At 72.5% G+C, this 24,597-nt stretch carries 19 protein-coding genes and 2 tRNA genes; 16 read left to right on the forward strand and 5 right to left on the reverse strand.

The features are described from left to right. Window positions 1–9 precede the first annotated feature (9 nt). The 12 genes from R7226_RS09045 to R7226_RS09100 all read left to right on the forward strand — a co-directional run bounded on the left by R7226_RS09045 (window position 10) and on the right by R7226_RS09100 (window position 15,595). Complete coding sequence (locus R7226_RS09045) at window positions 10–891, forward strand: phosphoribosylaminoimidazolesuccinocarboxamide synthase (protein ID WP_318596749.1); 882 nt, start codon at window positions 10–12, stop codon at window positions 889–891. 2 nt (window positions 892–893) lie between these two features. Next, window positions 894–1,142: a phosphoribosylformylglycinamidine synthase subunit PurS gene (gene purS / locus R7226_RS09050; protein WP_318596769.1), complete on the forward strand. Its 249-nt coding sequence runs from the start codon at window positions 894–896 to the stop codon at window positions 1,140–1,142. Window positions 1,143–1,146: 4 nt separating this feature from the next. Next, window positions 1,147–1,818, forward strand: a complete 672-nt coding sequence (gene purQ / locus R7226_RS09055) for a phosphoribosylformylglycinamidine synthase subunit PurQ (RefSeq protein ID WP_318596750.1) — start codon at window positions 1,147–1,149, stop codon at window positions 1,816–1,818. Continuing rightward, window positions 1,811–4,048, forward strand: coding sequence for a phosphoribosylformylglycinamidine synthase subunit PurL (gene purL, locus R7226_RS09060; RefSeq protein WP_318596751.1), 2,238 nt, complete (start codon window positions 1,811–1,813; stop codon window positions 4,046–4,048). Before purQ ends, purL begins: the two co-directional genes overlap by 8 nt. 125 nt (window positions 4,049–4,173) lie before the next feature. Then, the gene (locus R7226_RS09065) at window positions 4,174–5,772 is read left to right on the forward strand and encodes a S1 family serine peptidase (RefSeq protein WP_318596752.1); all 1,599 of its coding nucleotides are present in this window, start codon (window positions 4,174–4,176) and stop codon (window positions 5,770–5,772) included. A gap of 218 nt (window positions 5,773–5,990) precedes the next feature. Beyond that, the gene (gene purF, locus R7226_RS09070; RefSeq protein WP_318596753.1) at window positions 5,991–7,382 is read left to right on the forward strand and encodes an amidophosphoribosyltransferase; all 1,392 of its coding nucleotides are present in this window, start codon (window positions 5,991–5,993) and stop codon (window positions 7,380–7,382) included. 27 nt (window positions 7,383–7,409) lie between these two features. Continuing rightward, on the forward strand, window positions 7,410–9,158 hold the full coding sequence (locus R7226_RS09075; RefSeq protein WP_318596754.1) for a RecQ family ATP-dependent DNA helicase: 1,749 nt from the start codon (window positions 7,410–7,412) through the stop codon (window positions 9,156–9,158). Next, window positions 9,155–9,778 (forward strand): phosphoribosylglycinamide formyltransferase, encoded by a 624-nt coding sequence (gene purN, locus R7226_RS09080; protein ID WP_318596755.1) that lies wholly within the window; start codon window positions 9,155–9,157, stop codon window positions 9,776–9,778. Before R7226_RS09075 ends, purN begins: the two co-directional genes overlap by 4 nt. A gap of 54 nt (window positions 9,779–9,832) precedes the next feature. After that, window positions 9,833–11,428: a bifunctional phosphoribosylaminoimidazolecarboxamide formyltransferase/IMP cyclohydrolase gene (gene purH, locus R7226_RS09085; RefSeq protein ID WP_318596756.1), complete on the forward strand. Its 1,596-nt coding sequence runs from the start codon at window positions 9,833–9,835 to the stop codon at window positions 11,426–11,428. A 117-nt stretch (window positions 11,429–11,545) separates the two neighbouring features. Beyond that, window positions 11,546–11,944 carry an STAS domain-containing protein gene (locus tag R7226_RS09090; RefSeq protein ID WP_318596757.1) on the forward strand — a complete coding sequence of 133 codons (399 nt, stop codon included), beginning with the start codon at window positions 11,546–11,548 and terminating at the stop codon, window positions 11,942–11,944. Between the two features lie 102 nt (window positions 11,945–12,046). Next, window positions 12,047–15,043, forward strand: a complete 2,997-nt coding sequence (locus R7226_RS09095; protein ID WP_318596758.1) for an EAL domain-containing protein — start codon at window positions 12,047–12,049, stop codon at window positions 15,041–15,043. A 150-nt stretch (window positions 15,044–15,193) separates the two neighbouring features. Continuing rightward, the gene (locus tag R7226_RS09100) at window positions 15,194–15,595 is read left to right on the forward strand and encodes a winged helix-turn-helix domain-containing protein (protein ID WP_318596759.1); all 402 of its coding nucleotides are present in this window, start codon (window positions 15,194–15,196) and stop codon (window positions 15,593–15,595) included. A 45-nt stretch (window positions 15,596–15,640) separates the two neighbouring features. Here R7226_RS09100 and R7226_RS09105 read toward each other — a convergent pair. Next, window positions 15,641–15,713 (reverse strand) — tRNA-Lys (locus R7226_RS09105). Window positions 15,714–15,775: 62 nt separating this feature from the next. Between R7226_RS09105 and R7226_RS09110 the strand changes: the two genes are divergently transcribed. Then, window positions 15,776–15,847, forward strand: a tRNA-Glu gene (locus tag R7226_RS09110). 91 nt (window positions 15,848–15,938) lie between these two features. Here R7226_RS09110 and R7226_RS09115 read toward each other — a convergent pair. The 4 genes from R7226_RS09115 to R7226_RS09130 all read right to left on the reverse strand — a co-directional run bounded on the left by R7226_RS09115 (window position 15,939) and on the right by R7226_RS09130 (window position 20,395). After that, window positions 15,939–17,288, reverse strand: coding sequence for an Ig-like domain-containing protein (locus R7226_RS09115; protein WP_318596760.1), 1,350 nt, complete (start codon window positions 17,286–17,288; stop codon window positions 15,939–15,941). 417 nt (window positions 17,289–17,705) lie between these two features. After that, entirely contained in the window at window positions 17,706–18,494 is a 789-nt protein-coding gene (locus R7226_RS09120; protein WP_318596761.1) for a hypothetical protein, read from the reverse strand. A 139-nt stretch (window positions 18,495–18,633) separates the two neighbouring features. Further along, window positions 18,634–19,125, reverse strand: a complete 492-nt coding sequence (locus R7226_RS09125; RefSeq protein WP_318596762.1) for a flavodoxin domain-containing protein — start codon at window positions 19,123–19,125, stop codon at window positions 18,634–18,636. Window positions 19,126–19,324: 199 nt separating this feature from the next. Then, the gene (locus tag R7226_RS09130) at window positions 19,325–20,395 is read right to left on the reverse strand and encodes a hypothetical protein (protein WP_318596763.1); all 1,071 of its coding nucleotides are present in this window, start codon (window positions 20,393–20,395) and stop codon (window positions 19,325–19,327) included. Between the two features lie 238 nt (window positions 20,396–20,633). Between R7226_RS09130 and R7226_RS09135 the strand changes: the two genes are divergently transcribed. From R7226_RS09135 to R7226_RS09145, 3 genes are read left to right on the forward strand one after another with little or no spacing between them, the layout of a single operon-like run. After that, on the forward strand, window positions 20,634–22,730 hold the full coding sequence (locus R7226_RS09135) for an MMPL family transporter (RefSeq protein ID WP_318596764.1): 2,097 nt from the start codon (window positions 20,634–20,636) through the stop codon (window positions 22,728–22,730). Between the two features lie 25 nt (window positions 22,731–22,755). Then, window positions 22,756–23,883 (forward strand): sensor histidine kinase, encoded by a 1,128-nt coding sequence (locus tag R7226_RS09140; protein ID WP_318596765.1) that lies wholly within the window; start codon window positions 22,756–22,758, stop codon window positions 23,881–23,883. After that, window positions 23,880–24,554, forward strand: coding sequence for a response regulator (locus tag R7226_RS09145; RefSeq protein ID WP_404827799.1), 675 nt, complete (start codon window positions 23,880–23,882; stop codon window positions 24,552–24,554). The genes R7226_RS09140 and R7226_RS09145 overlap by 4 nt, the downstream gene beginning before the upstream one ends. The last annotated feature ends 43 nt before the right edge of the window (window positions 24,555–24,597 follow it).

The raw sequence follows: 24,597 nt of genomic DNA on the forward strand, positions 1-24,597 counted from the left end.
TCGGGCCACGTGACCGCCCTCTCTGAGTTGCCCCTCATCGCCAGAGGCAAGGTCCGTGAGATCTACGATCTCGGCGACACGCTGCTGCTCGTCGCCTCGGACCGAATCTCGACGTACGACGTCGTCCACCCGAACACGATCCCGGACAAGGGCAAGGTGCTGACCGCCCTGTCCGTGTTCTGGTTCGAACGCCTCGGCCAGATCGTCCCGAACCACTACATCTCCGCGACCGACGGCGTCCCCGCCGAGGTGCGTGGCCGCGCGCTGGTGGTGAAGAAGCTGAGCATGCTGCCGATCGAGTGCGTCGTGCGCGGCTACATCACCGGCTCCGGCTGGAAGGACTACAAGGCGACCGGCAAGGTCTCCGGCCTCGAGCTGCCCGCCGGCCTCGAGGAGTCCCAGCAGCTGCCGCAGCCGCTCTACACGCCGAGCACGAAGGCCGAGGTCGGCCACGACGAGGCGATCGACTTCGAGCAGACCGTCGCGCTGCTGGACGACGACCGCGCGCTCGCCGAGCGGGTTCGCGACGTCTCGATCGAGCTGTACGCGAAGGCCGCCGAGCACGCGCGCGAGCGCGGCATCATCCTCGCCGACACGAAGTTCGAGCTGGGCAAGGCCGCCGACGGCGCGCTGACGCTCGGCGACGAGGTGCTGACGCCCGACTCCTCGCGCTTCTGGCCGGTCGAGGGCTACGCGGTCGGCCGCGGTCAGCCCAGCTTCGACAAGCAGATCGTGCGCGACTGGGCCTCCTCGACGGACTGGGACAAGACCTACCCCGCGCCCGAGATCCCCGCCGAGGTCGTCGACAAGACGCGCGCGAGATACCTCGAGGCGTACGAGCTGATCACCGGCGAGCCGTTCGACGCCTGGCTGGAGAGGACCAACCCGTGAAGATGCGCGTGCTCGTGCGGCCGAAGGCCGGAATCCTGGATCCGCAGGGGCAGGCCGTCGAGCGGGCGCTGCCGGCGCTCGGCTTCGAGGGCGTCTCGCAGGTCCACGTCGGCCGGCTGATCGAGCTGGACGTGGCCGACCCCGAGCAGCTTCCCGCGATGTGCGAGAAGCTGCTCGTGAACCCGCTGATCGAGGACTACGAGATCGTCTCGATCGACGCCGCCGGCGCACCCGCCGGCGCCGCCGGGTGACGCGATGAAGTTCGGCATCCTCCGCTTCCCCGGCACCTGCGACGAGGTCGACGCGCAGCTCGCCTGCGAGCGCGTCGCCAACGCCGAGATCCTCTGGCACGGCGACCGCGACCTGAAGGGCGTCGACGCGATCGTCGTCCCCGGCGGCTTCTCCTACGGCGACTACCTGCGCGTCGGCGCGATCGCCCGCTTCTCGCCGCTGATGGAGTCGGTGATCGACTTCGCCAAGCAGGGCGGCCCGGTGCTCGGCATCTGCAACGGCTTCCAGATCCTCTGCGAGGCCGGCCTGCTGCCCGGCGCGCTGCTGCCGAACAAGACGCTGCGGTTCGTCTGCCGCCAGGTCGACCTCGTCGTCGAGCGCGACGACACGCCCTTCACCAACGCCACGCAGAAGGGCGACCTGCTGTCGATCCCGGCCAAGCACACGACCGGCTGCTGGTACGCGCCGCAGGCGCTGCACGAGCAGGTCGAGGCCAACGGCCAGGTGCTGCTGCGCTACGCCCCCGGCCAGAACTTCAACGGCTCGCTCGCCGACGTCGCCGGCGTCTGCAACGAGGCCGGCAACGTCTTCGGCCTGATGCCCCACCCCGAGCACGCCGTCGACCCGCTGACCGGCTCGACCGACGGGCTGAAGCTGTTCGCCTCCATCCGCGATTCCCTCGCCGCCCATGTCTGACGCCACCGTTCCCGCGCATCGGGCGCTCGGCCTCACCGACGCCGAGTACGACCTGATCCTCGACAAGCTCGGCCGCGAGCCGAACGCCGTCGAGCTGTCGATGTTCTCGCTGATGTGGTCCGAGCACTGCGCCTACAAGCACTCGAAGAAGCTGCTCGGCCAGCTCCCGACCGAGGGCCCGTACCTGCTGATGGGCCCTGGCGAGAACGCCGGCGCCGTCGACGTCGGCGACGGCCTCGCGATCGCCTTCAAGGTCGAGTCGCACAACCACCCCAGCGCCGTCGAGCCGTTCCAGGGCGCCGCGACCGGCGTCGGCGGGATCCTGCGTGACATCTTCGCCGTCGGCGCGCGCCCGATCGCCGTGCTCGACTCGCTGCGCTTCGGTGAGCCCGACGGTCAGCGCTCGCGCTACCTGCTGGAGCACGCGGTCGGCGGCATCGGCCACTACGGCAACTCGATCGGCGTCCCGACCGTCGGCGGCGAGATCTACTTCGAGCCGGCCTACGAGCAGAACTGCCTCGTCAACGCGATGGCGCTCGGGATCGCCCCGCACGACCGTCTCACGCGCGCGGCCGCGACCGGCCCCGGCAACGTGCTGGTGCTGTTCGGCGCGCTGACCGGCCGCGACGGCATCGGCGGCGCGTCGGTGCTGGCGAGCGCCGAGCTGGGCGAGGACGACGCCGACAAGCGCCCGACCGTCCAGATCGGCGATCCGTTCGCCGAGAAGAAGCTGCTGGAGTGCTCGCTGGAGCTGCTCGACAGCGAGCTGCTCGTCTCGCTGCAGGACCTCGGCGCCGCCGGCCTCACCTCGTCCTCGTCGGAGATGGCCTCCAAGGGCGGGCTCGGGCTCGACATCCACGTCGACCGCGTGCCGCTGCGCGAGCCCGGCATGGAGCCGTTCGAGATCATGGTCTCCGAGTCGCAGGAGCGGATGCTCTGCGTCGTCGAGCCGTCGAAGGTCGACGCCGTGCTGGCCGTCTGCGAGAAGTGGGAGACGACCGCCACCGCGATCGGCGAGGTGACCGACTCCGGCCACCTGCGCGTGCTGAAGGGCGGCGAGGTCGTCGGCGACATGCCGGTCCCCGCGCTGGTCGACGACTGCCCGCTCTACGACCTCGCGCCCGAGAAGCCGAGCGCGCAGATCTACCCGACGGCGCCGCGCGCGCTGAAGGCGGCCGACGACGACGTCCAGGCGATCCTGCCGGAGCTGCTCGGCTCCGCCAACATCGCCTCGCGCCTGCCGGTCTTCGAGCAGTACGACTGGATCGTGCAGTCGCGCACCGTGCGCCGTCCCGAGGAGGCCGACGCGGCCGTCCTGCTGCTGCCCGACGGCGCCGCGATCGCGGTCTCGATCGACGGCTCCGGCCGGCGCGTCGCGGCGGACCCGTACCGCGGCACGGTCGAGGCCGTCTTCGAGTGCGCGGCCAACCTCGCCTGCGTCGGCGCCGAGCCGCTCGGCCTGACCAACTGCCTCAACTTCGGCAACCCGGAGAAGCCGCACGTCGCGTGGCAGCTGTCGGAGTCGGTCCGCGGCATGGCTGACGCCTGCCGCGCGCTCGACACGCCGGTCGTCGGCGGTAACGTCTCGCTCTACAACGAGAGCGGCGGCGGCCCGATCTACCCGACGCCGGTCGTCGGCATGGTCGGCAGACTGCCGGAGGCCGCGCGCGCCGGCCGGCTCGGCTTCTCGCAGGGCGGCGACGCGATCGCCGTCGTGCGCGCCGCGTCGCCGTCGCTGCCCGCCTCCGAGCTGGCGAAGCTGCGCGGCGAGGCGCTGCCCGACGGGCTGCCCGAGCGCGATCAGGCCGCGTTGCGCACGGCGATCGAGCTGGTCCGCGACGCGGTCCGTCGCGGCGACCTGCGCAGCGCCCACGACGTCGCCGAGGGCGGCATCGCGGTCGCGCTGAGCGAGGCGGCGCTGGCCGGCGGGATCGGCGCGCGGATCGACCTGCGCAAGGTCGGCGGCGCCACCTGCCAGGGCAAGCCGCTCGACGAGCAGCTGTTCGGCGAGGGCTCCGGCACGTTCGTGCTCTCCGGCCCGCGCGAGCTGCTGGAGGCGCTGGCCGCCTCCGCGGGCGACGGGCTGTCGGTCGCGGTCGTCGGCGAGGTCGGCGGCGACGTCGTCGAGATCGCGCACGAGGGCGGCACGCTCAGCTGGTCGCTCGCCGAGCTGGCAGAGCCGCGCACGCGCGGTCTCGCCGATCGGCTCCACGACGTGCAGGCCGCGTAGCCCGAGCGGGGCACGCGGCGCGGGCCGGCGTAGCCCGAGCGGGAGGGGCCGGCCGGGATGTTGGTCACCCTGGCTGGGGACGTATGTCGGATGTGCCGCGCGCGGGCGCGCGGCACGCTGCGCCGATGAGTCTGCAAGGGGTCTTCGAAGCGCTCGTGCGCCGCGCCGGTCGCAGGACCGGCCTGCTGCTGGTGGTGACGAGCGTCGTCCTGTCCGTCGCCTTCTGGGTCGTCTTCGCCGCGGTCGCCTCCGCGGCGCGCCCGCAGCCCGCCGACGGCGGGCCCGCGCCGGGGATCATCAACCCCGACGAGGACGAGACCGACCTGCCCTGGCAGGCCGGGCTGATCCAGATCGACTCCAACGGCGAGATCGCGATCCCGCTGTCGATCTACTGCGGCGCGACCGTCCGCGACGCGACGCACGTGATCACGGCCGCCCATTGCGTCCCCGATGACGCCGCCGCCGACGTCGGCGTGGTCGCGGGCGTCTTCGACCGCACCGAGCCGAGCGGGCGGGACCCGCAGCTGCGCAGAGTCGCCGCGATCACCTCCCACCGCGACTACGACTCCGCGACGAAGGTCAACGACCTCGCGCTGCTGACGCTCGCGACGCCGCTGGAGCTGGGACCCGGGACGGTCGAGCCGCTCCCCGTCGTCGCTGCCGGCAGCGACGATCGCGGCGGCTTCGCCGTGATCTCCGGCTGGGGCGACACCGATGCGCAGACCGAGGGCGGCCAGCCGCCGGACCGGCTGCGCTACGGCTTCGTCGAGGTGCTCGACGACGCTGCCTGCGGCGGCTACGGCGCCAGATACATCGCCCCCGTGATGCTGTGCGCCGCCGGCGCCGCCTCCGACGGCAGCGTCATCGACACGTGCCAGGGTGACTCCGGCGGCCCGCTCGCACGCTTCGACGGCAACGTCGTCGACGCGCTGATCGGCGTCGTCTCGTGGGGCAAGGGCTGCGCGGTGCCGGGCTTCCCGGGTATCTACACGCGCCTCGCCAACGCCGAGCTGAACGCCTTCGCGACGCAGCCGAATCCGCCCGCGCGGCTGGAGCCGGTCACGCCGCCGGTCGTCACCGGGACGCCGCGCGCCGGCGACGCCGTCACGTGCGCGACCGGCCAGTGGACCGACCCGGCGCCGCAGACGACGGTCACGTGGCTGAGCGCCGCGGTCGACGCCGCCGGCAGACTGACCGACGTGCGCGCCGACGGCAGCGGGCCGACGCTGACGCTGCCCGACGGGCTGACCGGGCGCGTGCTCGCCTGCCAGGTGCGCGCCGTCAACGCCGGCGGCGCGCGCACGATGGTGTCGAGAACGGCCGGACCGGTCGCCGTGCGTCCGCCCGCGCCGCCGCCTCCGCCGCCCGGCCCGCCGGGACCGCCGGTCGTGACGCCGGCGGGCGACCTGCTCGCGCCCGTCGTCGAGGTCACGCGCCGCAACTGCGCCAGACGCCGCTGCACGCTCACGCTCGTGGCGAGAGACAGCGGCGGCGACGCCGTGCGCGCGTCGGTCGCGTGGGAGCGCGTGAGCGGCTGCCGCAAGGGCAAACCGGGCAAGCGCTGTCGCGCCATCAGACGGGCTGGCGCGAGACGGGCCGGGGCTGGGATCTTCCGGCTCAGAACGCCGCGGCTGGCGGCGGCGCGCTATCGCTTCACCGTCACCGCGTGGGACGCGGCCGGCAACCGCAGCAGAGCGGTCAGCGTCGTGTTGCGCGTCAGATAGCAGGGCAAACGGGTGGGCGGCCGATACCGGCCGCCCACCGCTGGACGCACGTTGCGGCAACAGCCGTCCGTCCAGGGAGAGCGACGCCCGCGCGCGTTGCTACTCTGATCGAGCGCCTGCCGCCCCGGGTGGGACGCTTCTCTCGATGCCGGAGGACGGCCCGCCCTCCCATGACTGACCAGCTCCCTGATCGCGATGGACCGCGCGACGAATGTGGTGTGTTCGGGATCTACGCTCCCGGCCACGACGTCGCTCGCTTCTCCTATTTCGCGCTGTACGCGCTGCAGCACCGCGGGCAGGAGTCCGCGGGGATCGCCACCACTGACGTGGGCGGCAACATCATGACCCTCCGCGATCTCGGGCTCGTCTCGCAGGTCTTCGACGAGCAGAAGCTGCGCTCGCTGCCGGGGGACCTCGCGATCGGCCACGTGCGCTACTCGACGACCGGCTCCTCCGCCTGGGAGAACGCCCAGCCGGTCTACCGCTCCGACCAGCGCGAGCTGGCGCTGGCGCACAACGGCAACCTGATCAACGCGGTCGAGCTGCACAGCGAGCTGCGCGAGAAGGGCGTCGGCTTCCGCTCGACCTCCGACTCGGAGATCATCGCCGCGCTGCTCTCGACGCATCCGGCCGAGAAGCTGGAGGACGCCGTCGCCGACGTGCTGCCGCGCCTCAGAGGCGCCTTCTCGACCGTCGTGATGACGAGCGAGAAGGTCGTCGCCTTCCGCGACCCGCACGCGCTGCGGCCGCTCGTGCTCGGCATGATCGGCGACCGCTACTGCGTCGCCTCGGAGTCGTGCGCGCTCGACATCATCGGCGCCAGACTGCTGCGCGACGTCGCGCCGGGCGAGGTCGTCACGATCGACGCGGGCGGCATCTCGACGCGGATGGCGGTCGAGGGCGAGCGGCTCGCCTCCTGCGTCTTCGAGTACATCTACTTCGCCCGTCCCGACTCGAAGATGGCCGGCACGACGCTGCAGGGCGCGCGCGGCCGGATGGGCGAGATCCTCGCCCGCGAGGCGCCGGTCGAGGCAGACCTCGTGATCTCGGTGCCGGACTCCGGTACGCCGGCGGCGCGCGGCTTCTCACGCGCCAGCGGGATCCCGCAGGACGACGGCTTCGTCAAGAACCGCTACGTCGCGCGAACCTTCATCCAGCCGGGGCAGGAGCTGCGCAAGCACGGCCTCAGACTGAAGTTCAACCCGATGCCGGAGATCGTCAACGGCAGACGGCTGGTCGTCGTCGACGACTCGATCGTGCGCGGCAACACGACGCGGCAGATCGTGCAGATGCTGCGCGACGCCGGCGCCAAGGAGGTCCACCTCCGCATCACCGCGCCGGCGATCCGCAACCCCTGCTACTACGGCATCGACATGTCGACGCGCGAGGAGATGATCGCGCACGGGCGCGACACGGAGGAGGAGATCGCCGCCGAGCTGGGCGCCGACTCGCTCCACTACCTCTCGCTCGACGGCGTCTACGAGGCCGTCGGCGCCACGCGCGAGACCCACTGCGACGCCTGCTTCAGCGGCGAGTACCCGCTCGAGCACACGCCCAACGAGCAGGACAAGCACGCCTTCGAGCACGGCCTGCCGCTCGTCCGCGCCTAGCGCGCGGGCGGCGGAGCGGCACAGTCGATGGACGCCCGCGCGGAGCTGCGCCGCCACTTCGGCTTCGACGAGTTCCGCCCCGGTCAGGAGGAGGCGGTCCGCGCGGCGCTCGAAGGTCGCGACGCGCTCGTCGTGATGCCGACCGGCGCCGGCAAGTCGCTCTGCTATCAGCTGCCGGCGCTCGTGCGCGACGACCTCACGATCGTCGTCTCGCCGCTCGTCTCGCTGATGCAGGACCAGGTCGAGGGCCTCAGGCGGGTCGCGCCCGACGCCGTCGCGCTGTTGAACTCGCAGCAGTCGATGGCCGACAACCAGGAGGTGCTGCGGCGCGCCGCGAGCGGCCGTCTCAAGCTGCTCTACGTCGCGCCGGAGCGGTTCGCGTCGCGCTGGTTCCTCGACCACGTGCAGCGCGCGCGGCTGGGGCTGTTCGTCGTCGACGAGGCGCACTGCGTCTCGCAGTGGGGACACGACTTCCGGCCCGACTACTTCCGTCTCGCCGACGCCGCCCGCTACCTCAGAGCACGCGCGATCATGGCGCTGACGGCGACCGCGACGCCGCGCGTCGCCGACGACGTCGTCGACCGCCTCGGCCTCGCCGAGCCGGTGAGAGTGACGACCGGCTTCGACCGGCCCAACCTCTCCTTCGCCGTCGCCAGATGCGGCTCCAGACAGGACAAGCACCGCCGCGTCGCGACCGTCCTGCGCGACCTCGAGGCGCGCCCCGCGATCGTCTACGCCGGCACGCGCAACGGCTGCGAGGAGCTGGCGAAGACGCTCGGGCGCGAGCTGGGGCTCGACGTCGCCGTCTACCACGCCGGGCTCGACCGCGAGCGGCGCACGGCCGTGCAGCGCGCCTTCATGGCCGGCGACACGCCGATCGTCGTCGCGACCAACGCCTTCGGCATGGGCGTCGACAAGGCCGACGTGCGGACGGTGATCCACGAGACCGTCCCGCAGTCGGTCGAGCAGTACTACCAGGAGGCCGGCCGCGCTGGGCGCGACGGCAGGCCGGCCCGCTGCCTGCTGTTCGCCGAGGCGCGCGACAAGGGGCTGCACACCTTCTTCATCGAGCGGGCGGAGATCGAGGACGCGGCCTTCGGCGCGGTCGCGCGCAGAATCCGCCGCCAGGCGGCCGAGAACGGCCGCTACGAGCTGGAGCTGAGCGTGCTCGCGGACGTCGCGAGCTGCGATCGCGACGGCGCCCGCGCGATCGTCGGCCACCTCGCGCGCGCCGGCGTCGTGCAGCCGGCGCCATCGCCGCCCGATCGTGCCATGGGCAGGCTGGTCGGTGAATGGGACCGCGGCGCGCTGAAGGCGTGCAAGGCGTCGGCAGGGGAGGCGCAGAGAGTGCGCTGGCGCCAGTACCGCGCGATCTGGGGCTTCGTCGAGCAGCGCAGATGTCGCCGCGCCGCGCTGCTGCGGCACTTCGGCGACCGCGCGGCGCCGGCGACCGACCCCGGCGTGATCTGCTGTGACGTCTGCGACCCGGCGATCGCGCCGCCCGGCCCAGCCGTCGCCGCGCGCCGGCGCGAGGCCGACCTCGACGAGGCGATCCTCGCCGTCATCTCCGCCGCCGAGCCGGCGGTCACGCGCACGCAGATCGCCGAGATCCTGCGCGGCAGCCGCTCGCGCGCGATCGCGCAGCACGCCTGGGACGGCCTGCCGCAGTACGGCGCCTTCCCGCAGCTGCGCGGCGACCAGGTGACGCAGCGGGTCGACATGCTGCTGGCGCGCGGCGCCCTGCGGACGCGGCAAGGTACCGTGGGCGCGGCATGAGCCCCGACACCTTCCCGATCGCCGTGCTCGCCTCCGGCACCGGCTCCAACCTGCAGGCGATCCTCGACACGGTCCACGGCCGCGACGGGATCGAGGTCGTCGCCGTCGGCTCCAACGTCGCCGACGCGCCGGCGCTGGAGCGCGCCCGCCGCGCCGGCGTCGAGACCGCCGCCTTCCCGCTCGCCGACCATTCCGACCGCGCCGCGCGCGACACGGCGCTGGCCGACTGGATCGAGGGCCGAGGCGCGCGGCTGGTCGTGCTCGCGGGCTACATGCAGCTGCTGACGCCGTCGTTCCTGGCCCGCTTCCCGCTCGGGGTCGTCAACGTCCATCCCGCGCTGCTGCCGGCCTTCCCGGGGCTGAGAGCGGTGGAGCAGGCGCTCGCGCACGGCGTGCGCGTCTTCGGCGTCACCGTCCACTTCGTCGACGAGGGCGTCGACACCGGCCCGATCATCCTCCAGCGCGCCGTCGAGCTGCCGCACGCGCGCGAGGCCGGCGAGGTCTTCGAGCAGATCCATGCGATCGAGCACGCGCTGCTGCCGGAGGCGATCCGCCTGATCGCCCGTGGGGCCGTGCGGATCGACCCGGCCGATCCGCGCCGGGTGCTGCTCGACCGCTGAGCGAGCGCCCGCCGGGCTTCATCTGCCGGCCGCCTCGCCTATCCTCTGCTGCCGATGTCGCAAGAGACTTCCAACGACCTCGCGCTCACCGCGCCCGGCAAGGTCGCGATCCGCCGCGCCCTGCTGTCGGTCTCCGACAAGACCGGAATCGTCGACTTCGCGCGCGGTCTCGCCGACCTCGGCGTCGAGCTGGTGTCGACCGGCGGAACGGCCGGCGCGCTCGCCGACGCGGGGATCCCGCACCGCTCGATCACCGACTTCACGGGCTTCCCGGAGATCATGGACGGACGCGTCAAGACGCTCCATCCGAAGCTCTACGCCGGCCTGCTCGCGGTCCGCGACGACGAGTCGCACCTGGCGGCCGCGCGCGACGCCGCGGTCGAGATGGTCGACCTCGTCTGCGTCAACCTCTATCCGTTCGAGCAGACCGTCGCGCGTCGCGGCGTCGCCGACTCCGAGGTGATCGAGAACATCGACATCGGCGGCCCGACGATGATCCGCGCGGCGGCGAAGAACTTCGCCTTCGCCGCACCTGTGGTCTCGCCGGAGTCCTACGACGCCGTCCTCGACGAGCTGCGCGCCAGCGGCGGCGAGCTGTCGCTGGCCACGCGCGAGTCGCTCGCGGCGGAGGCGTTCGCCTACACCGCGCGCTACGACACCGCGATCACACGCTGGTTCTCCGAGAAGCGCAACGACGACTTCCCGCAGCTGTTCGTGCGCGCCTTCGAGAAGGTCACCGACCTCTCCTACGGCGAGAACCCGCACCAGCGCGCCGCCTACTACGCGCAGGTCGGCTCGCCGACGCACCTGCTCAGCAACGTGCGCCAGCTCGGCGGCAAGCCGCTGTCGTTCAACAACCTGCTCGACCTCAACGGCTCGCGCCTGCTCGCGCGCGAGTTCCAGGCGCCGTCGTGCGTGATCGTCAAGCACAACAACCCGTGCGGCGTGGCGACCGGCGACACGACGCTGGAGGCGTACGAGCGCGCCTTCGAGTGCGATCCGATGTCGGCCTTCGGCGGGATCGTCTGCCTCAACCGGCCGGTCGACGCGCAGCTGGCCGAGGCGCTCGTGAAGCAGTTCATCGAGGTCCTGTTCGCGCCCGGCTACTCCGACGAGGCGCTGGAGATCCTGTCGGTCAAGAGAAACATGCGGATCCTCCAGGACGACGAGAACCTGCCGCTGCACCTCGCCGAGCCCGACCTCAAGCAGGTCGTCGGCGGCCTGCTGGTGCAGGACCGCGACGTCGACACGCAGGAGCGTGCCGAGATGACGGTCGCGACCAGACGCCAGCCGACCGACGCGGAGTGGAGCGAGCTGCTGTTCGCCTGGCGTGTCTGCAAGCACGTCCGCTCCAACGCGATCGTGATCGCGAAGGACAACGCCTCCGTCGGCATCGGCGCGGGCCAGATGAGCCGCGTCGACTCGGTGCGGCTGGCGGTCGAGAAGGCCCGCGAGGGCTCGATCGCGGGGGCGGTGCTCGCCTCCGACGCCTTCTTCCCGTTCGCGGACGGACCAGAGCTCGCCGTGCAGGCGGGCGTCACAGCGATCATCCAGCCCGGCGGCTCGGTGCGCGATCCCGAAGTGATCGCAGCCGCGGACGCAGCCGGCGTTGCGATGGTCTTCACCAGCCGCCGGCACTTCAAGCACTGAGCCACCACAGCTCCGCGCGGCTTCGTTTTCCACTCCCGACCCGGGGGTAGGCAGAAGCCGCCGGAGGTCTACGGGCGGACGTCGGCTGTCAGGTCGTGCTCCGCCCGTCATCCGGTCATGACCAGCCACAGCCACAGTCACCCGCCGCCGACCACGTTCGGCCTCGTGGAGGAGCCGCTCGAGGAGAGCGGCATCTCGGTGATCGCCGTGCACGGCGAGCTGGACCTCTTCACCGCGCCGGAGCTGAAGGAGCGGCTGCGCGAGCACACCGACACCGTCGGACCGATCCGCGACCTCGTCGTCGACCTCTCCGGCTGCGCCTTCGTCGACGCCAGCGGCTGCCAGGTGCTGCTGCGCGCGGCACGCCGCCTGGCCGCCGTCGGCCGGCAGCTCGCGATCGTCAACACGAGCGACGGAAACGCCCGCATCTTCAGCGTGATGGGGCTCGGCGAGCTGTTCCCGGTGGTGCCGACGCGCGCGGCGGCCGCCGAGGCGCTGCGACGGCGCGGCACCTGAGCTAACGCAACCGGCGCCCCCTGCCGATAGGGACGGGGTGATGCCGGTGAGACCGTCAGCTTGGCGCGTGCGCGTCTGCTTGCCCGATCGCGGAGCGATCCGGTGAGCCCGCGCCCCAAGAGGGTCCCGCTCGGGCTGCTCGCCGTCGTCCTGCTGGCGGCCGCGACGCTCGTCGGCACCTGGGCCGCCGCTCGTCAGGAGCGCGACCAGGCGGTCGAATGGCAGGCCGAGGCCAGCGCGCGCGCGAACACGCTGCTGGGACAGACGATGAGAGCCGCCGTCGCCCGCTTGACCGACCTCTCGCTGCTGATGGCGACGCCGGGCGCGGGCCGCGAGCAGTTCGACGCGGTCGCCACGCGGCTGCTGGACGAGTCGGCCTTCGGCGCGATCTGGTTCGTCGGGCACCGGCCGGCCCGTGCCGGGCAGGCGGAGAGCTACCCGATCGCGTACATCGCTTCGCGCGCTCCCGGCCCGCCCGCCGGCCTTGACCTCGCCGACTCGCCGCCGCACCAGCTTGCGCTGCGCGCGGCGACCGACACCGGCACGGCCCAGTCGACGAGGATGGAGCGGGTCCCCGGGGCGCGCTGGAGCGGGATCACGGTCGTCGCGCCGGTCTATCGCGGCGGCACGCCGTCGACGGTCGCGCAGCGGCGGGCGCGGATCGCGGGCTTCACCGTCGCGACCTACTCGGCGGTCACGATCAGATCCGCGCTCAACTCGCTGGTGCCGGCCGAGGTGCCGCTGGCGGTCGTCGTCGGCGACAGCGTGCTGGGCGACGCGGAGACCGGGCCGAACGCGCTCGCGACGACCTTCTCCGGCGGCGGGCAGGACTGGCGGTTGGAGGTCGGGCGGCCCAAGACCGACCTCGGGATCTCCTGGACGATCCTGATCAGCGGCACGATCGTGACGATCGCGCTGGGGCTGCTGATCTGGATAGCGTCGCGGCGCGAGCGCTACGCGCTGCAGCTGGTCGCCGAGCGGATGGCCGAGCGCGATCGCGCCGAGGCGGACCTGCGCGCCGCCGAGCAGCGCCATCGCGTGCTCGCCGACAACGCGACCGACATGATCCTCGTCTTCGACCCCGACGGGGTCGTCACGTACGTCTCGCCGGCCTCGCGCGAGCTGATGGGCTACGAGCCGTCGGAGCTGGTCGGCCACCAGCCGCGCGAGTTCGTCCACCTGGAGGATCGCGACGACGTGATCGGCGCGCGCGAGCGCGTCATAGAGCAGGGCGGGACGATCACCGTCACCAGCCGGATCCGTCATCGCGACGGCCACTTCGTCTGGATCGAGGCTCGCGTCCGCCGCGTCGTCGACCCGGTGACCGGGCAGATGCGCGAAGGGCAGGCGATCGTCCGCGACGTCAGCGAGCGGGTCGCGGCCGAGGAGGCGCTGCGCGAGAGCGTCGAGCGGATCGCGCAGGCCGAGCAGCGCTTCCGCACCGCCTTCGAGGCGGCGCCGATCGGGATGGCGCTGTCCGACCTGGAGGGCTGCTTCATCCAGGTCAACGACGCGCTCTGCGCGATCACCGGTTACACGCGCGAGGAGCTGGAGGAGATGAGCTTCTCGGAGTTGAGTCACCCCGCCGACGCCTCCAAGGACGCGGAGATGATGGAACGGCTGCTGTCCGGCGAGCAGAGCGCCTTCTGGATGGAGAAGCGCTACGTCGACGTCGTCGGACAGGTCGTCTGGGTTGCCGTCCACGCGACGCTCGTGCGCGCCGCCGATGGCAGCCCGCTGCACTTCCTCGGCCAGATCCAGGACGTCAGCGAGCGCGTTCGCTACGAGGCGCAGCTGCAGCACATGGCCGACCACGATCCGCTCACCGGCCTGCTCAATCGCCGCTCGTTCGAGCGTGAGCTGAATCAGCACATTCACCGTGTTCAGCGTTACGGGCCTGAGGGCGCGGCGCTGGTGCTCGACATCGATCGCTTCAAGCACATCAACGACACGCTCGGTCACAACGTCGGCGACGAGCTGATCGTGAAGGTCGCGCAGACGCTGCGCACCCGCCTGCGCGACAGTGACGTGCTGGCGCGCCTCGGCGGCGACGAGTTCGCGGTGCTGATGCCGCGCGGCGGGCAGGAGGAGGCGGAGGCGGTCGCCGAGTCGATCCTCGCCTCGGTGCGCGCGCAATCGGTGCTGACGACTGCCGGCCGCCGCCGCCCGATCACGACCAGCATCGGGATCGCGCTGTTCGGCGAGAGCGACGGCCTCAGCGCCGAGGACGTGCTCGTCAACGCCGACCTCGCGATGTACGACGCGAAGGAGGCCGGCCGCGACCGCGCCGCGACCTTCTCGACGCAGGAGCGCAGCGCGTCGCGGATGAAGGCGCGCATCACCTGGGCCGAGAGGATCCGCGAGGCGCTGGAGGAGGACCGCTTCACGCTCTATGCGCAGCCGATCGTCGAGTTGAGCAGCGGGATCGTGCGTCAGCACGAGCTGCTGCTGCGGATGCTCGACGAGCAGGGCGACGTGATCCCGCCGGCCGCCTTCCTCGCGATCGCCGAGCGCTTCGACCTGATGCAGGAGATCGACCGCTGGGTGGTCGCGCGCGCGATTCGCCAGATGGGCGAGCAGCGCCGCGCCGGCCGCGAGCTGGTCTTCGAGGTCAACATCTCCGGCAGCTCGACCGGCGACCCCGACCTGCTGCGGATCATCGAGCGCGAGCTGAGAGAGAACGAGGTCGATCCGGCCAACCTGGTGCTGGAGGTGACCGAGACGACCGCGGTCGCCAACATCCCGCGGGCGCAGGAATTCGCGTCGCGGCTGGCTGAGCTGGGCTGTCGTTTCGCGCTTGACGACTTCGGCGCGGGCTTCGGCTCGTTCTACTACTTGAAGCACCTGCCGTTCGACATCCTCAAGATCGACGGCGAGTTCGTGCGCTCGTGCACGACCAGTCAAACCGATCAACTCCTGATCCGCGCGGCGGTCGAGATCGCGCGGGGGATGGGCAAGGAGACGATCGCCGAATACGTCGGCGACGACGAGACAGTTGAGCTGCTGCGCAGACTCGGCGTCGACTACGCGCAGGGCTTTCACATCGGGAGACCGGCCCCGCTGGAGCAGCGCCTGCTGCATGATTGCGTCGGCTCCTGAACGAGCCGCCGATCTGTCAGCGTTCCCTCACCAGTCAATCTCGTAACGGGCCAAACGCCACGTTCTTGACGACGGTTGGACAAGGGGTTCAATCCATCTCGCATGATTGCTAGCCTTGGTGACCCCCTCGTCTCACCAGGAGTTATGTATATGGCAGACCTCGTTGGGCAAATTCAACGTGATATCGAGAAGCGGCTGAAGGAACTGCGGCCGCTGATCGAGGAGAAGGATCAGCTGGAGGCCGTGCTCGCCGCGCTCTCGGGCGACTACGTGCCGGCCAACGGCACGGCGACGCCGGCGCGCCCGCGTGCGCGCGCCGCCGTGCCCGCGGGTCGTGCGCCGTACGCCGGCGGCAAGTCGCGCCGCGCGCCGCGCGGGGCCAACCGCGAGGCGATCCTGAAGCTCGTCGGCGAGCGCCCGGGCATCTCCGCCGCGGAGGTCGCCGAGATCACGAACATCGCGAAGCCGACCGTCCACACGACGATCTCGCAGCTGAAGCGCAAGGGGATACTGGAACCGGAAGGCGCCAACGGCGTCAAGCTGGCCTCCTGAGCCGAGCCAGGGCGCGCCCCGCCGAGACGGGGGAGTCGGAGCGGATGCGCGCCCTGGGACTCGAACCCAGCCCGCCGGATTAAAAGTCCGGTGCTCTAACCCGATGAGCTAGACGCGCCCCCCAATGGTGCCACGCGCGGCCAAACGGCGCGGCCATCTACAATGTCCTCTCCCCGCCTCGCCCCCATGGTGTAGCGGTTAGCACGCCAGCCTTTCACGCTGGTAGCGGGGGTTCGATTCCCCCTGGGGGTATCATGAGAAAGCCCCGCGAAAGCGGGGCTTTCTCCGTTCCGGGCCGAGCGGCTCGTCGTGCGCTACCGGCCCTGCCGTCCCACGCGGCTGCTCATCCGATGCGGAAGCTGACCTGCTTCGCGGCGCCGCGATTTCCGGCAGCGTCGACCGCGGAGAGCGTCAGGACGTAGCGGCCGGGCTTCAGGGCCTTCGAGCCGAGGCGGCCGCTGAACGCGATGCGGTTGGCGCCCTTCTTGCTCCGGGGCGTGATCGTGCCGACGGTCTTGCGCTGACCAGACCGTGCGATCGCCAGCGTGACCGTGGCGCTCTCGCTGAGCGTGTAGCGCACGCTGGTGCCGCGCTTCAGCGCCTTGGCGGCGCTGGCCGTCAGCGCCGTCTTCGCCGTGCCGACCTTGAACCGAGCGGGGCTCAGGCTCACGCGGCTCAGGACCGGCTTGGTCCGGTCCGCTGCGGGTCTGTCGACTGCGGGTCTTTCGCCCGCTGGTCTGTCGTCCGCGGGTCTGTCGGCTGCGGTCGTGTCCACCGAGAACGTGCGCGCCGCGGTCGCCGCCTCGTTGCCGACGTCGTCGGCTTGCGCGACCACGGCGGTGTACGTCCCGGTGGCGAGGTCGAACGGCGACGTCGCGCGGTAGGCGCCGGACTGCGGGTCGCGCGTCGCGACAAGCGTCTGGACGAGCGGGCCCGTCGCGGCCGATCCGGCGTGAACCGTGATCGTCACCGTCGCGCTGTCGCCGAACGCGATGCCGCCGATGCCGGCGAACTCCGGCTTCGGCGCGGCCCGTCCGCCGGGCGACGGCGTGGTGAGCGTGAGCGCGGGCGCCGTCGTGTCGACGGTGAATGTCGCGGGCGGCGAGCTGCCGAGGTTGCCGGCGCCGTCGGTCTGCGTGACCGCTGCCGTGTACGTCCCGTCCGCGAGCCGGCCGGCGACGACCTGGAAGTGGCCGCTGCCGTCGACGGTGCTCTCGAGCGTCGCCACCGGCGTGCCTGACGCCGCCGTGCCGGCGTGGATCCGGACGCTCACCGCGGGCGTGTCGCCCGCTTCCGTGCCGGCCGTCCCGGCGAACGTCGGCGTGGCGACCCGCGTGCGCGCCTCCGGCTGCGTCGAGAGCGACGGCACCGGTCCGTGTGCGTCGACCCGGAACCCGATGCTGCTCGAGCTGCCTCTGTTGCCGACGTCGTCGGACTGCTTGGCGACCGCGGTGTACGCGCCGTCGGCGAGCGGTGACGAGATCGCGGCCGCGTACGCGCCCGTGGTCGCGTTGCGCTGGGCGCTCACGGTCTCGACCACGGCTCTTCTCGCATCGAGGACCTCGATCCGCACCTCGGCGTCATCGCCGGGCGCGGTGCCTGCGGTGCCGCTGAACGACAGCGTCGGATCGTTCGTGAGCGTGCCATCCGATGGCGACGTGAGCGAGACGAGCGGGGCCACGGTGTCGATCACGACCGTCCGCGCGGCGCTCAGGCCGCCGTGGCCGGCGCCGTCGATGCTCGGCCTGCACGGTGTACTGTCCCGACCCGAGACCGCTGAGCGACGCGGCGTAGCTGCCGGTGGTCGCGTTGCGGTTCGCGGCGAGCGTTCTGACCGGGGTGCCGCTGACGGTCGCGCCGGCGTACACCTTGATCGTGACGCCGCCGTCGCCGAGGACGGTGCCGCTCGTCCCGCTGATCGCGACCGAGCCGGCGGCTCGCGCCGGGAGCGCGTCGAGGCTCACGACGGGCGCGGTCGTGTCGTCGAATCTCACCGTGATCGACCCCGTGCCCACGGTGTCCGTGACGGCGCTGCCGCCGGCGGGGACGAGGTTGGATCCGCCACCGCCACCGGCACCGCCCAACCCGTTGCGGAAGTTCGAGCCGGGGATCATGACGCCGCCGCCGCCTCCGCCCCCGTGCAGGCCGCCGCCGCCTCCGCCGCCGCCGTAGAGGACGCGTTTCCGACCGGGGTCGTGGCGCCGCCGCCGTGCCCGCCGCCGTTGAAGCCGCCCAGCGACCAACCTCTCTCCTCGTAGGCGTAGGCGCCCTCGCCGCCCCGACCGAGCGATCCGGCAGCGCCGGCGGCGCCCCCGGTGTCGACGGCTCCGGAGGTGCCGCCGGCGCCCGCGCTGACCGCCGTGCCGGCCCCACCGCCGCCGGTCGTGATCGAGTTGGGGTAGGTGTTCTGCCGCGAGTTGCCGCCCGGCGCGCCCGCGTTGCCGCCGTACCCGGCCGTCCCCTCGGCGCCGCGTCTGTACCCCCACCCGGAGCCGCCGCCGCCCGCGGCGATCAGAACCCGCAGATCGGGTGTGAGGCCGGCCGACGACGGCGCGGTGCGGACATCAGACGCGCCACCGCCACCACCGGCGCCGGCGTTGTTGACGCCGGTCTCGCCGTTGCCGCCGACGAGCAGGTAGCGCGTCGCGCCCCCGGTCACCGGGAGGTCGGCGGTGACCTGGGCGCCGAATCCGCCGTCCACTCCGTAGGTGCCCTCTCCGCCGCGGCCGCCGATCGCGACGACGTGCAGTCTCGTCACGCCGTTGGGGATCACGATCGGATACTCGCCCGGGGTGGCGAACGTGACGGCGTTCGTCGCGGCGAGCGCCGTCCCGGAGCCGCAGGCGAGCAGCAAGCCGGAGGCGATGGCGGTCCGCAAGGCGGAGGTGGGCGTGATCATGGCGCGGCCTTCCCGAAGCTGGAGTCGGGCGCAACGCTAGGGCGGCGCCGACGCGGCGATAAGGGACCTAGGTCGCGTGTCGGCGTGGCGCGCGGGCGCTACAGCCGCGGCGGTCGACGCGGCGCGTGCGCCGTCGCGCTCACGGCCGTGCGAGCGCGGCGCGGGCCTCGCGCGCCCAGGCCTTGATCGCGGACCAGTCGCGGTGGTCGGACGGCGGCAGCTGGTTCATCGGGTGGGGCAGCCGGTGCGGGACGATCACGCCGCCGAAGATCGCGATCGTGCGCGTGCGCAGTCCGGGCAGCTCCGCGAGCGAGGCGTCGAGCTGTCTGCGCGAGCGGACCCACTCGTCGGGATCGTCCCTGATCGGCCCGAGCGCGAAGATCGCCAGCGGCACCCGCTGGAGCGTCTCGTGATGCCGTTTGAGGAACAGCATCGCCTCCTGCTGCAGCGCCGCGCGGTAGATCGATCCGCCCAGCACGACGCCCGTGAAACCGGATAGGTCCTTCGCCTCCAGCGCGGGCCGCATCGCCGCCGGCTCCCCGTCGGCGTCGAAGATCCGCTTGACGGTTTCGGCGACCTCGCGGGTCGACCCGCCTCTGCTGGCGTATGCGACAAGGATCGACGGCGGCATCCGGATGCATCTCGATTCGTTCGGGGCGCCCGCCGAGCGACCGCCGGCGCCGGTTCCGCAGGCATGATCGGACGCTTGCCCGGCATTCCGTAGACGCGCCTGCTTCAACTGGCCGCTCGTTCGACGACCGGCGACAGCTCGCTGGCGAGATCGGCCGGCCGCGGCGCGCACGGGGCGCGCCTTCGCGGCCGTCCCGCCCTTACGAGACCCCGATGCTGACGGCGCTCTGCAGTGCCACCGTCTGTGCGAGCGAGACCCCGGTCGCGGTCGCGTACACCACCACGACGGCGCGCGTGCCGGCCGCGATCGGGATTGCCAGGCCGCTCGTCCGGCATGCGCTCATCGTGCCGGTCGCGAGGACTCCGGTCAGCCCCGGTGCGGCGGTGCACATCGCTCCGGGCACTGGGAAGAACGTTCCATCGGAGCCGGTCGCGGTGAACAGCTGCGCCTCGACCGTCACCGTCGTGCCGACGAGATTCATGGCGTTTCTCAGCGAGAACCAGCCCGCCAGCTCCGTCAGCACTCCGTCGCGCGGGAAGATCTGCGTCACTCCCAGCGCGTCCACCTGCTGAAGCATCCCGCCGCTGAGCTGAGCGGAGGGAGCCGTCCCGAGCTGACCGGACAGCGGCAGCAGCCCGGGGACTCCCACGAGCCCAAGGGAGGTCGTCGTCAGTGTCATCTCCGCGCCGGAGGTCAGGAGCGCGCCGTCGCCGGGCGGGCCCTGAGCGCCTGTCTCGCCTCTGTCGCCTCTCTCGCCCTGCTCGCCTGTCTCGCCCTGCTCGCCTCTTTCGCCCTGCTCGCCTCTTTCGCCCTGCTCGCCTCTCTCGCCTGTCTCGCCCTGCTCGCCCGTCTCGCCCTGCTCGCCTCGTTCGCCTGTCTCGCCCTGCTCGCCTCTTTCGCCTCTTTCGCCCCGCTCGCCTGTCTCGCCCTGCGCGCCTCTCTCGCCCTGTGCGCCCGCCAGGCCGGCGTCGCCTCTGGGACCCTGCGCGCCGGGCGCGCCGGCCGCTCCGCTGGCGCCTGGGAGGCCGGCGAGCCCGCGCGTGCCCTCGGCGTTCCAGGAGATCTTGCGCTGCCCGGCCGCGCACTTGCGCTTCGCGTTCGAGAGCGTCAGCGCCCCGGTCTGCTTCGCGACGCAGGCGTAGATCTTCGGCGGCGCTCTCGCGCTCGACACCACCCGGTCGGCGACCGCGTAGGCCGATCCTCCCATCAACAGAAACAACGCCACGAACGCCAGCACGTGGCGACGCACGAGCGCGAGCACCTTCGACATGAGCACTCCTCCGGACGGCCGCGCCCGACGACGGGACCCCGGTGGCTTCCGTGTCCGACCCGAATGTGGGTTGGCACGCTACCGCTATGTCAGGACACTGACCACGAACGCCTCGCCCGGGGGATGGTCTTTCCTCTGCACGGTCGCGGCGGTCCTACTCCGCCAGGAGTAGGCGCCGGCCGGGAAGTGACTGTCTCAGGCCGATGTGCGCGCATCGGCGGCTGACGACGATGGCGGCATGCTCGAACGTCTTGGCAGCCTCTCCGCCGCGCGACCGCGCCGCACGCTGCTCTTCCTCCTGTTCTTCCTCGTCCTCGCCGGGCTCGTCGGCGGCCCCGTCGCCGGCAGACTCGAGTCCGGCGGCGGCTTCGCGACCGACTCGTCGGAGTCCAGCCGCGCCGCCGCGCAGTTGGAACGCGCGACCGGTCAGCAGTCCGCGCCCGGCATCGTGCTGCTCGTCGAGGGCGGCGCCGACGACCTCGCCCAACGGACGAGGCACGCGACGGACGAGCTCGCGGCGGTGCCAGGGATCGTCGAGACGACCGCTGCCGGGAGGTCACGCGACGGCGAGGCCGCGCTCGTGACCGGCACGATCAGCGCGACCGTCGACGACGAGGAGGTCGCCGAGGCGGTGGTGAGCAGGTTCGACGGCGACGAGCGGGTCGTCGTCGGCGGCGCGGCCGTCTCCGGGCTGCAGATCGGCGAGACGGTCTCCGAGGATCTCGCTCGCGCCGAGCTGATCGCCTTCCCCCTGCTGATACTGCTGGCGCTGCTGTTCTTCCGCGGCCGCGCCGCGCTGCTGCCGCTCGTCGTCGGCATCACGACGGTGCTCGGCACGTTCCTCGTGCTGAGCGGCGTCAACGAGGTCTACGGGCTCAGCATCTTCGCGCTCAACCTCGTGATCGGCCTCGGGCTCGGCCTCGCGATCGACTACACGCTCTTCCTCGTCACCCGCTTCCGCGAGGAGCTGGGCGCAGGCGCCTCGACGGCCGACGCGATCAGGACGACGATGAGCTCCGCGGGGCGGACTGTCGCCTTCTCGGCCGCGACCGTCGCTGTCGCGCTCGCCACGCTCACGCTCTTCCCGCTCGGCTTCGCGCAGTCGATGGGCATCGCCGGCGCCAGCGTCGCGATCGTCGCGGCGGTCGCGTCGCTCGCGATCTCGCCGGCGCTGCTGGCGATCTGGGGCGCCAAGCTGCTGCCGAAGGACGAACGGCGCGCCGCGGTCGCCTACGACCGCTGGCACCGGCTCGCCCACGCCGTGATGCGCCGGCCGGGCGCGGTCGCCGCCGTCACGGCCGCGTTGATGCTCGTCGTCGCGCTGCCCGCCGCGGGCGTCAGATGGACCCCGGTCGACGCGACCTCGGTGCCGGCCGAGCTGAGCTCGCGCGTCGTCTCCGACGCGATCGAGCGCGACTTCGGCGGCGCCGGCGCGACGCCCGTCACCGTCGCGATCGACGCGCCGGCGTCGGAGGCCAGCGCGGTCGACGCGTTCGCCGCGCAGGTCGCTGCGCTCGACGGCGTCAGATCGGTCGCCCCGCCGGCCGACCTCGGCCGCGACACCTGGCGGGTGACCGCGACGGTGCCCGGGGACCCGGCCGGCGCGACGGCCCGCGACGTGGTCGCGGAGGTCCGCGCGCTCGACCCGGCCTTCCCGACCGCGGTCACCGGTCCCGCCGCCGAGTTCGCCGACCAGCAGGAGGCGATCGGCTCGCGGCTGCCGATCGCCGTGCTCGTCCTCTGCGGCCTGACCTTCCTCGTGCTGTGGCTGATGACGGGCTCGGTCGTGCTGCCCGCGAAGGCGATCGTGATGAACGCGCTGACGGTCGGCGCGGCGCTCTCGCCGCTGCTCTTCATCTACCAGGACGGCCGCCTCGAGGGACTGCTCGGCTTCACCTCCAACGGCGGCGTCGAGCCGACCAACTTCCTCGTCACGGCGGCGCTCGTGTTCGCGCTCTCGACCGACTACGGCGTCTTCCTGCTCGGCCGCATCAAGGAGGCGCGCGACGGCGGCGAGAGCGAGCGCGAGGCGGTCGCCGTCGGCCTCGCTCGCACCGGCCGCGTCGTGACCGCCGCAGCGATCCTGCTGGCGGTCGCGATCGGCGTCTTCTCGACCAGCTCGATCCCGTTCATCCAGCAGATCGGGATCGCCACCGCGGTCGGCGTGCTGCTCGACGCCTTCGTCGTGCGCACGCTGCTCGTGCCGGCGCTGATGGCGCTGCTGGGCAAGTGGAACTGGTGGTCGCCGCGGCCGCTGCGGCGCCTGCACGAGCGGATCGGGATCAGCGAAGGCCCGCCCGCCCCGGCCCCGGCCCCCGCGCCGCTCGCCGGCTGAGCCGGCAGCACCTACGATGCGAACGGTGACCGGCCTCCTCGCCAACCCGACGTTTCAGCGCTGGCTGCCGGTCATCGTCCTGCCGCCGATCCTGTTGCTCGACGGGCTGCTGTCGACGAAGCCGGGCACCGACCCGAGCCTGTTCGACGTGCTGTGCGCCTATGTCGCCGTGCTGCCGCTCGCCCTGCGCGAGCGGCTCGGCTTCTTCGCGATGGCGCCGTTCCTGGTCGCCGGCGCCGTGCTCGTGCTGTGGGCCTTCGAACCCGGGACGACGGTCGTCCTGATCCCCGCGTGGGCGCTGTTCGACATGGCGCGCGAGCGCGGCCGGCGCCAGACGATCATCGCGGCCGTCCTGATCGTGCCGTGCGTGATGCTGAGCGTGCTGCCGTTCTGCGACGACGGCGGCGAGTTCGTCTCGATCACGCTGCGCAATCTCGCGCTCTGCGAGCTGGCGCTGGCCGCGGGCTACCTGATGTGGCACAACCGCGCCGCGCTGCAGCGCGAGGTCTCCGCTCGCGAGGCCGACGCGGAGCGCCGGCTCGGCGACGAGCGCCTGCGGATCGCTCGCGAGGTGCACGACGTGGTCGCGCACGCGATCGTGGGGATCAACGTCCAGGCCGGCGTCGCCGCGCACATCGGCGACGAGAACCCCGCCCAGGTGCGCGAGGCGCTGCTGCACATCAAGCGCACGAGCGGCGAGGCGCTGACCGACCTGCGCGCGACGCTCGGCATCCTGCGCGACACCGAGCAGGCGGCCCCCGTCGAGCCCTCCACGGGCCTCGCCGACCTCGACGACGTCGCCGCGCAGCTGCGCGCGACCGGCGTGCGCGTCGAGGTCGATGTCGATCGCGACGCGCCGGTCTCGACGCCCGTGCACGCGGCCAGCTACCGGATCGTGCAGGAGGCGCTGACGAACGTGCTGCGGCATGCCGACGCGCGCAGCGTGCGCGTCGTCGCGCGCGCCGAGGAGGAGCGGCTGCGGATCGTCGTCGACGACGACGGCAACGGCAGTTCGACCGTCACGAGCGGGGCCGGCGCCGGCCTGCGCGGGATGCGCGAGCGGGCCGAGGCGCTCGGCGGCACGCTGACCGCCGGGCCCGGGGCGGAGCGCGGCTGGCGCGTCGAGGCGACGCTGCCGCGGGAGCGGCCGTGATCAACGTCCTGTTGGCGGATGACCAGACGCTCGTGCGGGCCGGGTTCCGGGCGCTGCTCGACGCGCAGTCCGACGTCCACGTCGTCGGCGAGGCGGTCGACGGCGCCGAGGCCGTCGAGCTGGCCCGCAGACGGCGGCCTGACGTCGTGCTGATGGACATCCGCATGCCGCGGATGGACGGCTTGGAGGCGACGCGGCGGATCACCGCCGAGCCGGGGCTGGCCGGCACGCGCGTGATCGTGCTGACGACCTTCGAGCTGGACGACTACGTCTTCGGCGCGCTGCGCGCCGGCGCCTCCGGCTTCCTGCTCAAGGACATCGACCCGCCTGACCTGCTGACCGCCGTGCGCGTCGTCGCCGACGGCGAGGCGCTGCTGGCGCCGCGCCTCACCCGCCGGCTGATCGAGGCGTTCGTCGAGCAGGGGCGCGCCGTCGCGAGCGCCGTCAGCGAGGGCGAGCGGCTGCGCGAGGTGACGCCGCGCGAGCGCGAGGTGCTCGCGCTCGTCGGCCGCGGCCTCGCCAACGACGAGATCGCCGACGAGCTGATCCTCTCGCCGCTGACGGTCAAGACCCACCTCGCGCGGCTCTTCTCCAAGCTCGCCGCGCGCGACCGCGCCCAGCTCGTCGTGATCGCCTACGAGACCGGTCTCGTCGTGCCGGGCGGCGGCTGACGCCGAGCCAGCGCGCCCGGCCGGCTTCGCCGGGCCGGCCGGG

The sequence above is a fragment of the Conexibacter stalactiti genome, from assembly GCF_033542075.1.
In the GTDB taxonomy this organism is placed as follows: Bacteria; Actinomycetota; Thermoleophilia; order Solirubrobacterales; family Solirubrobacteraceae; genus Conexibacter; species Conexibacter stalactiti.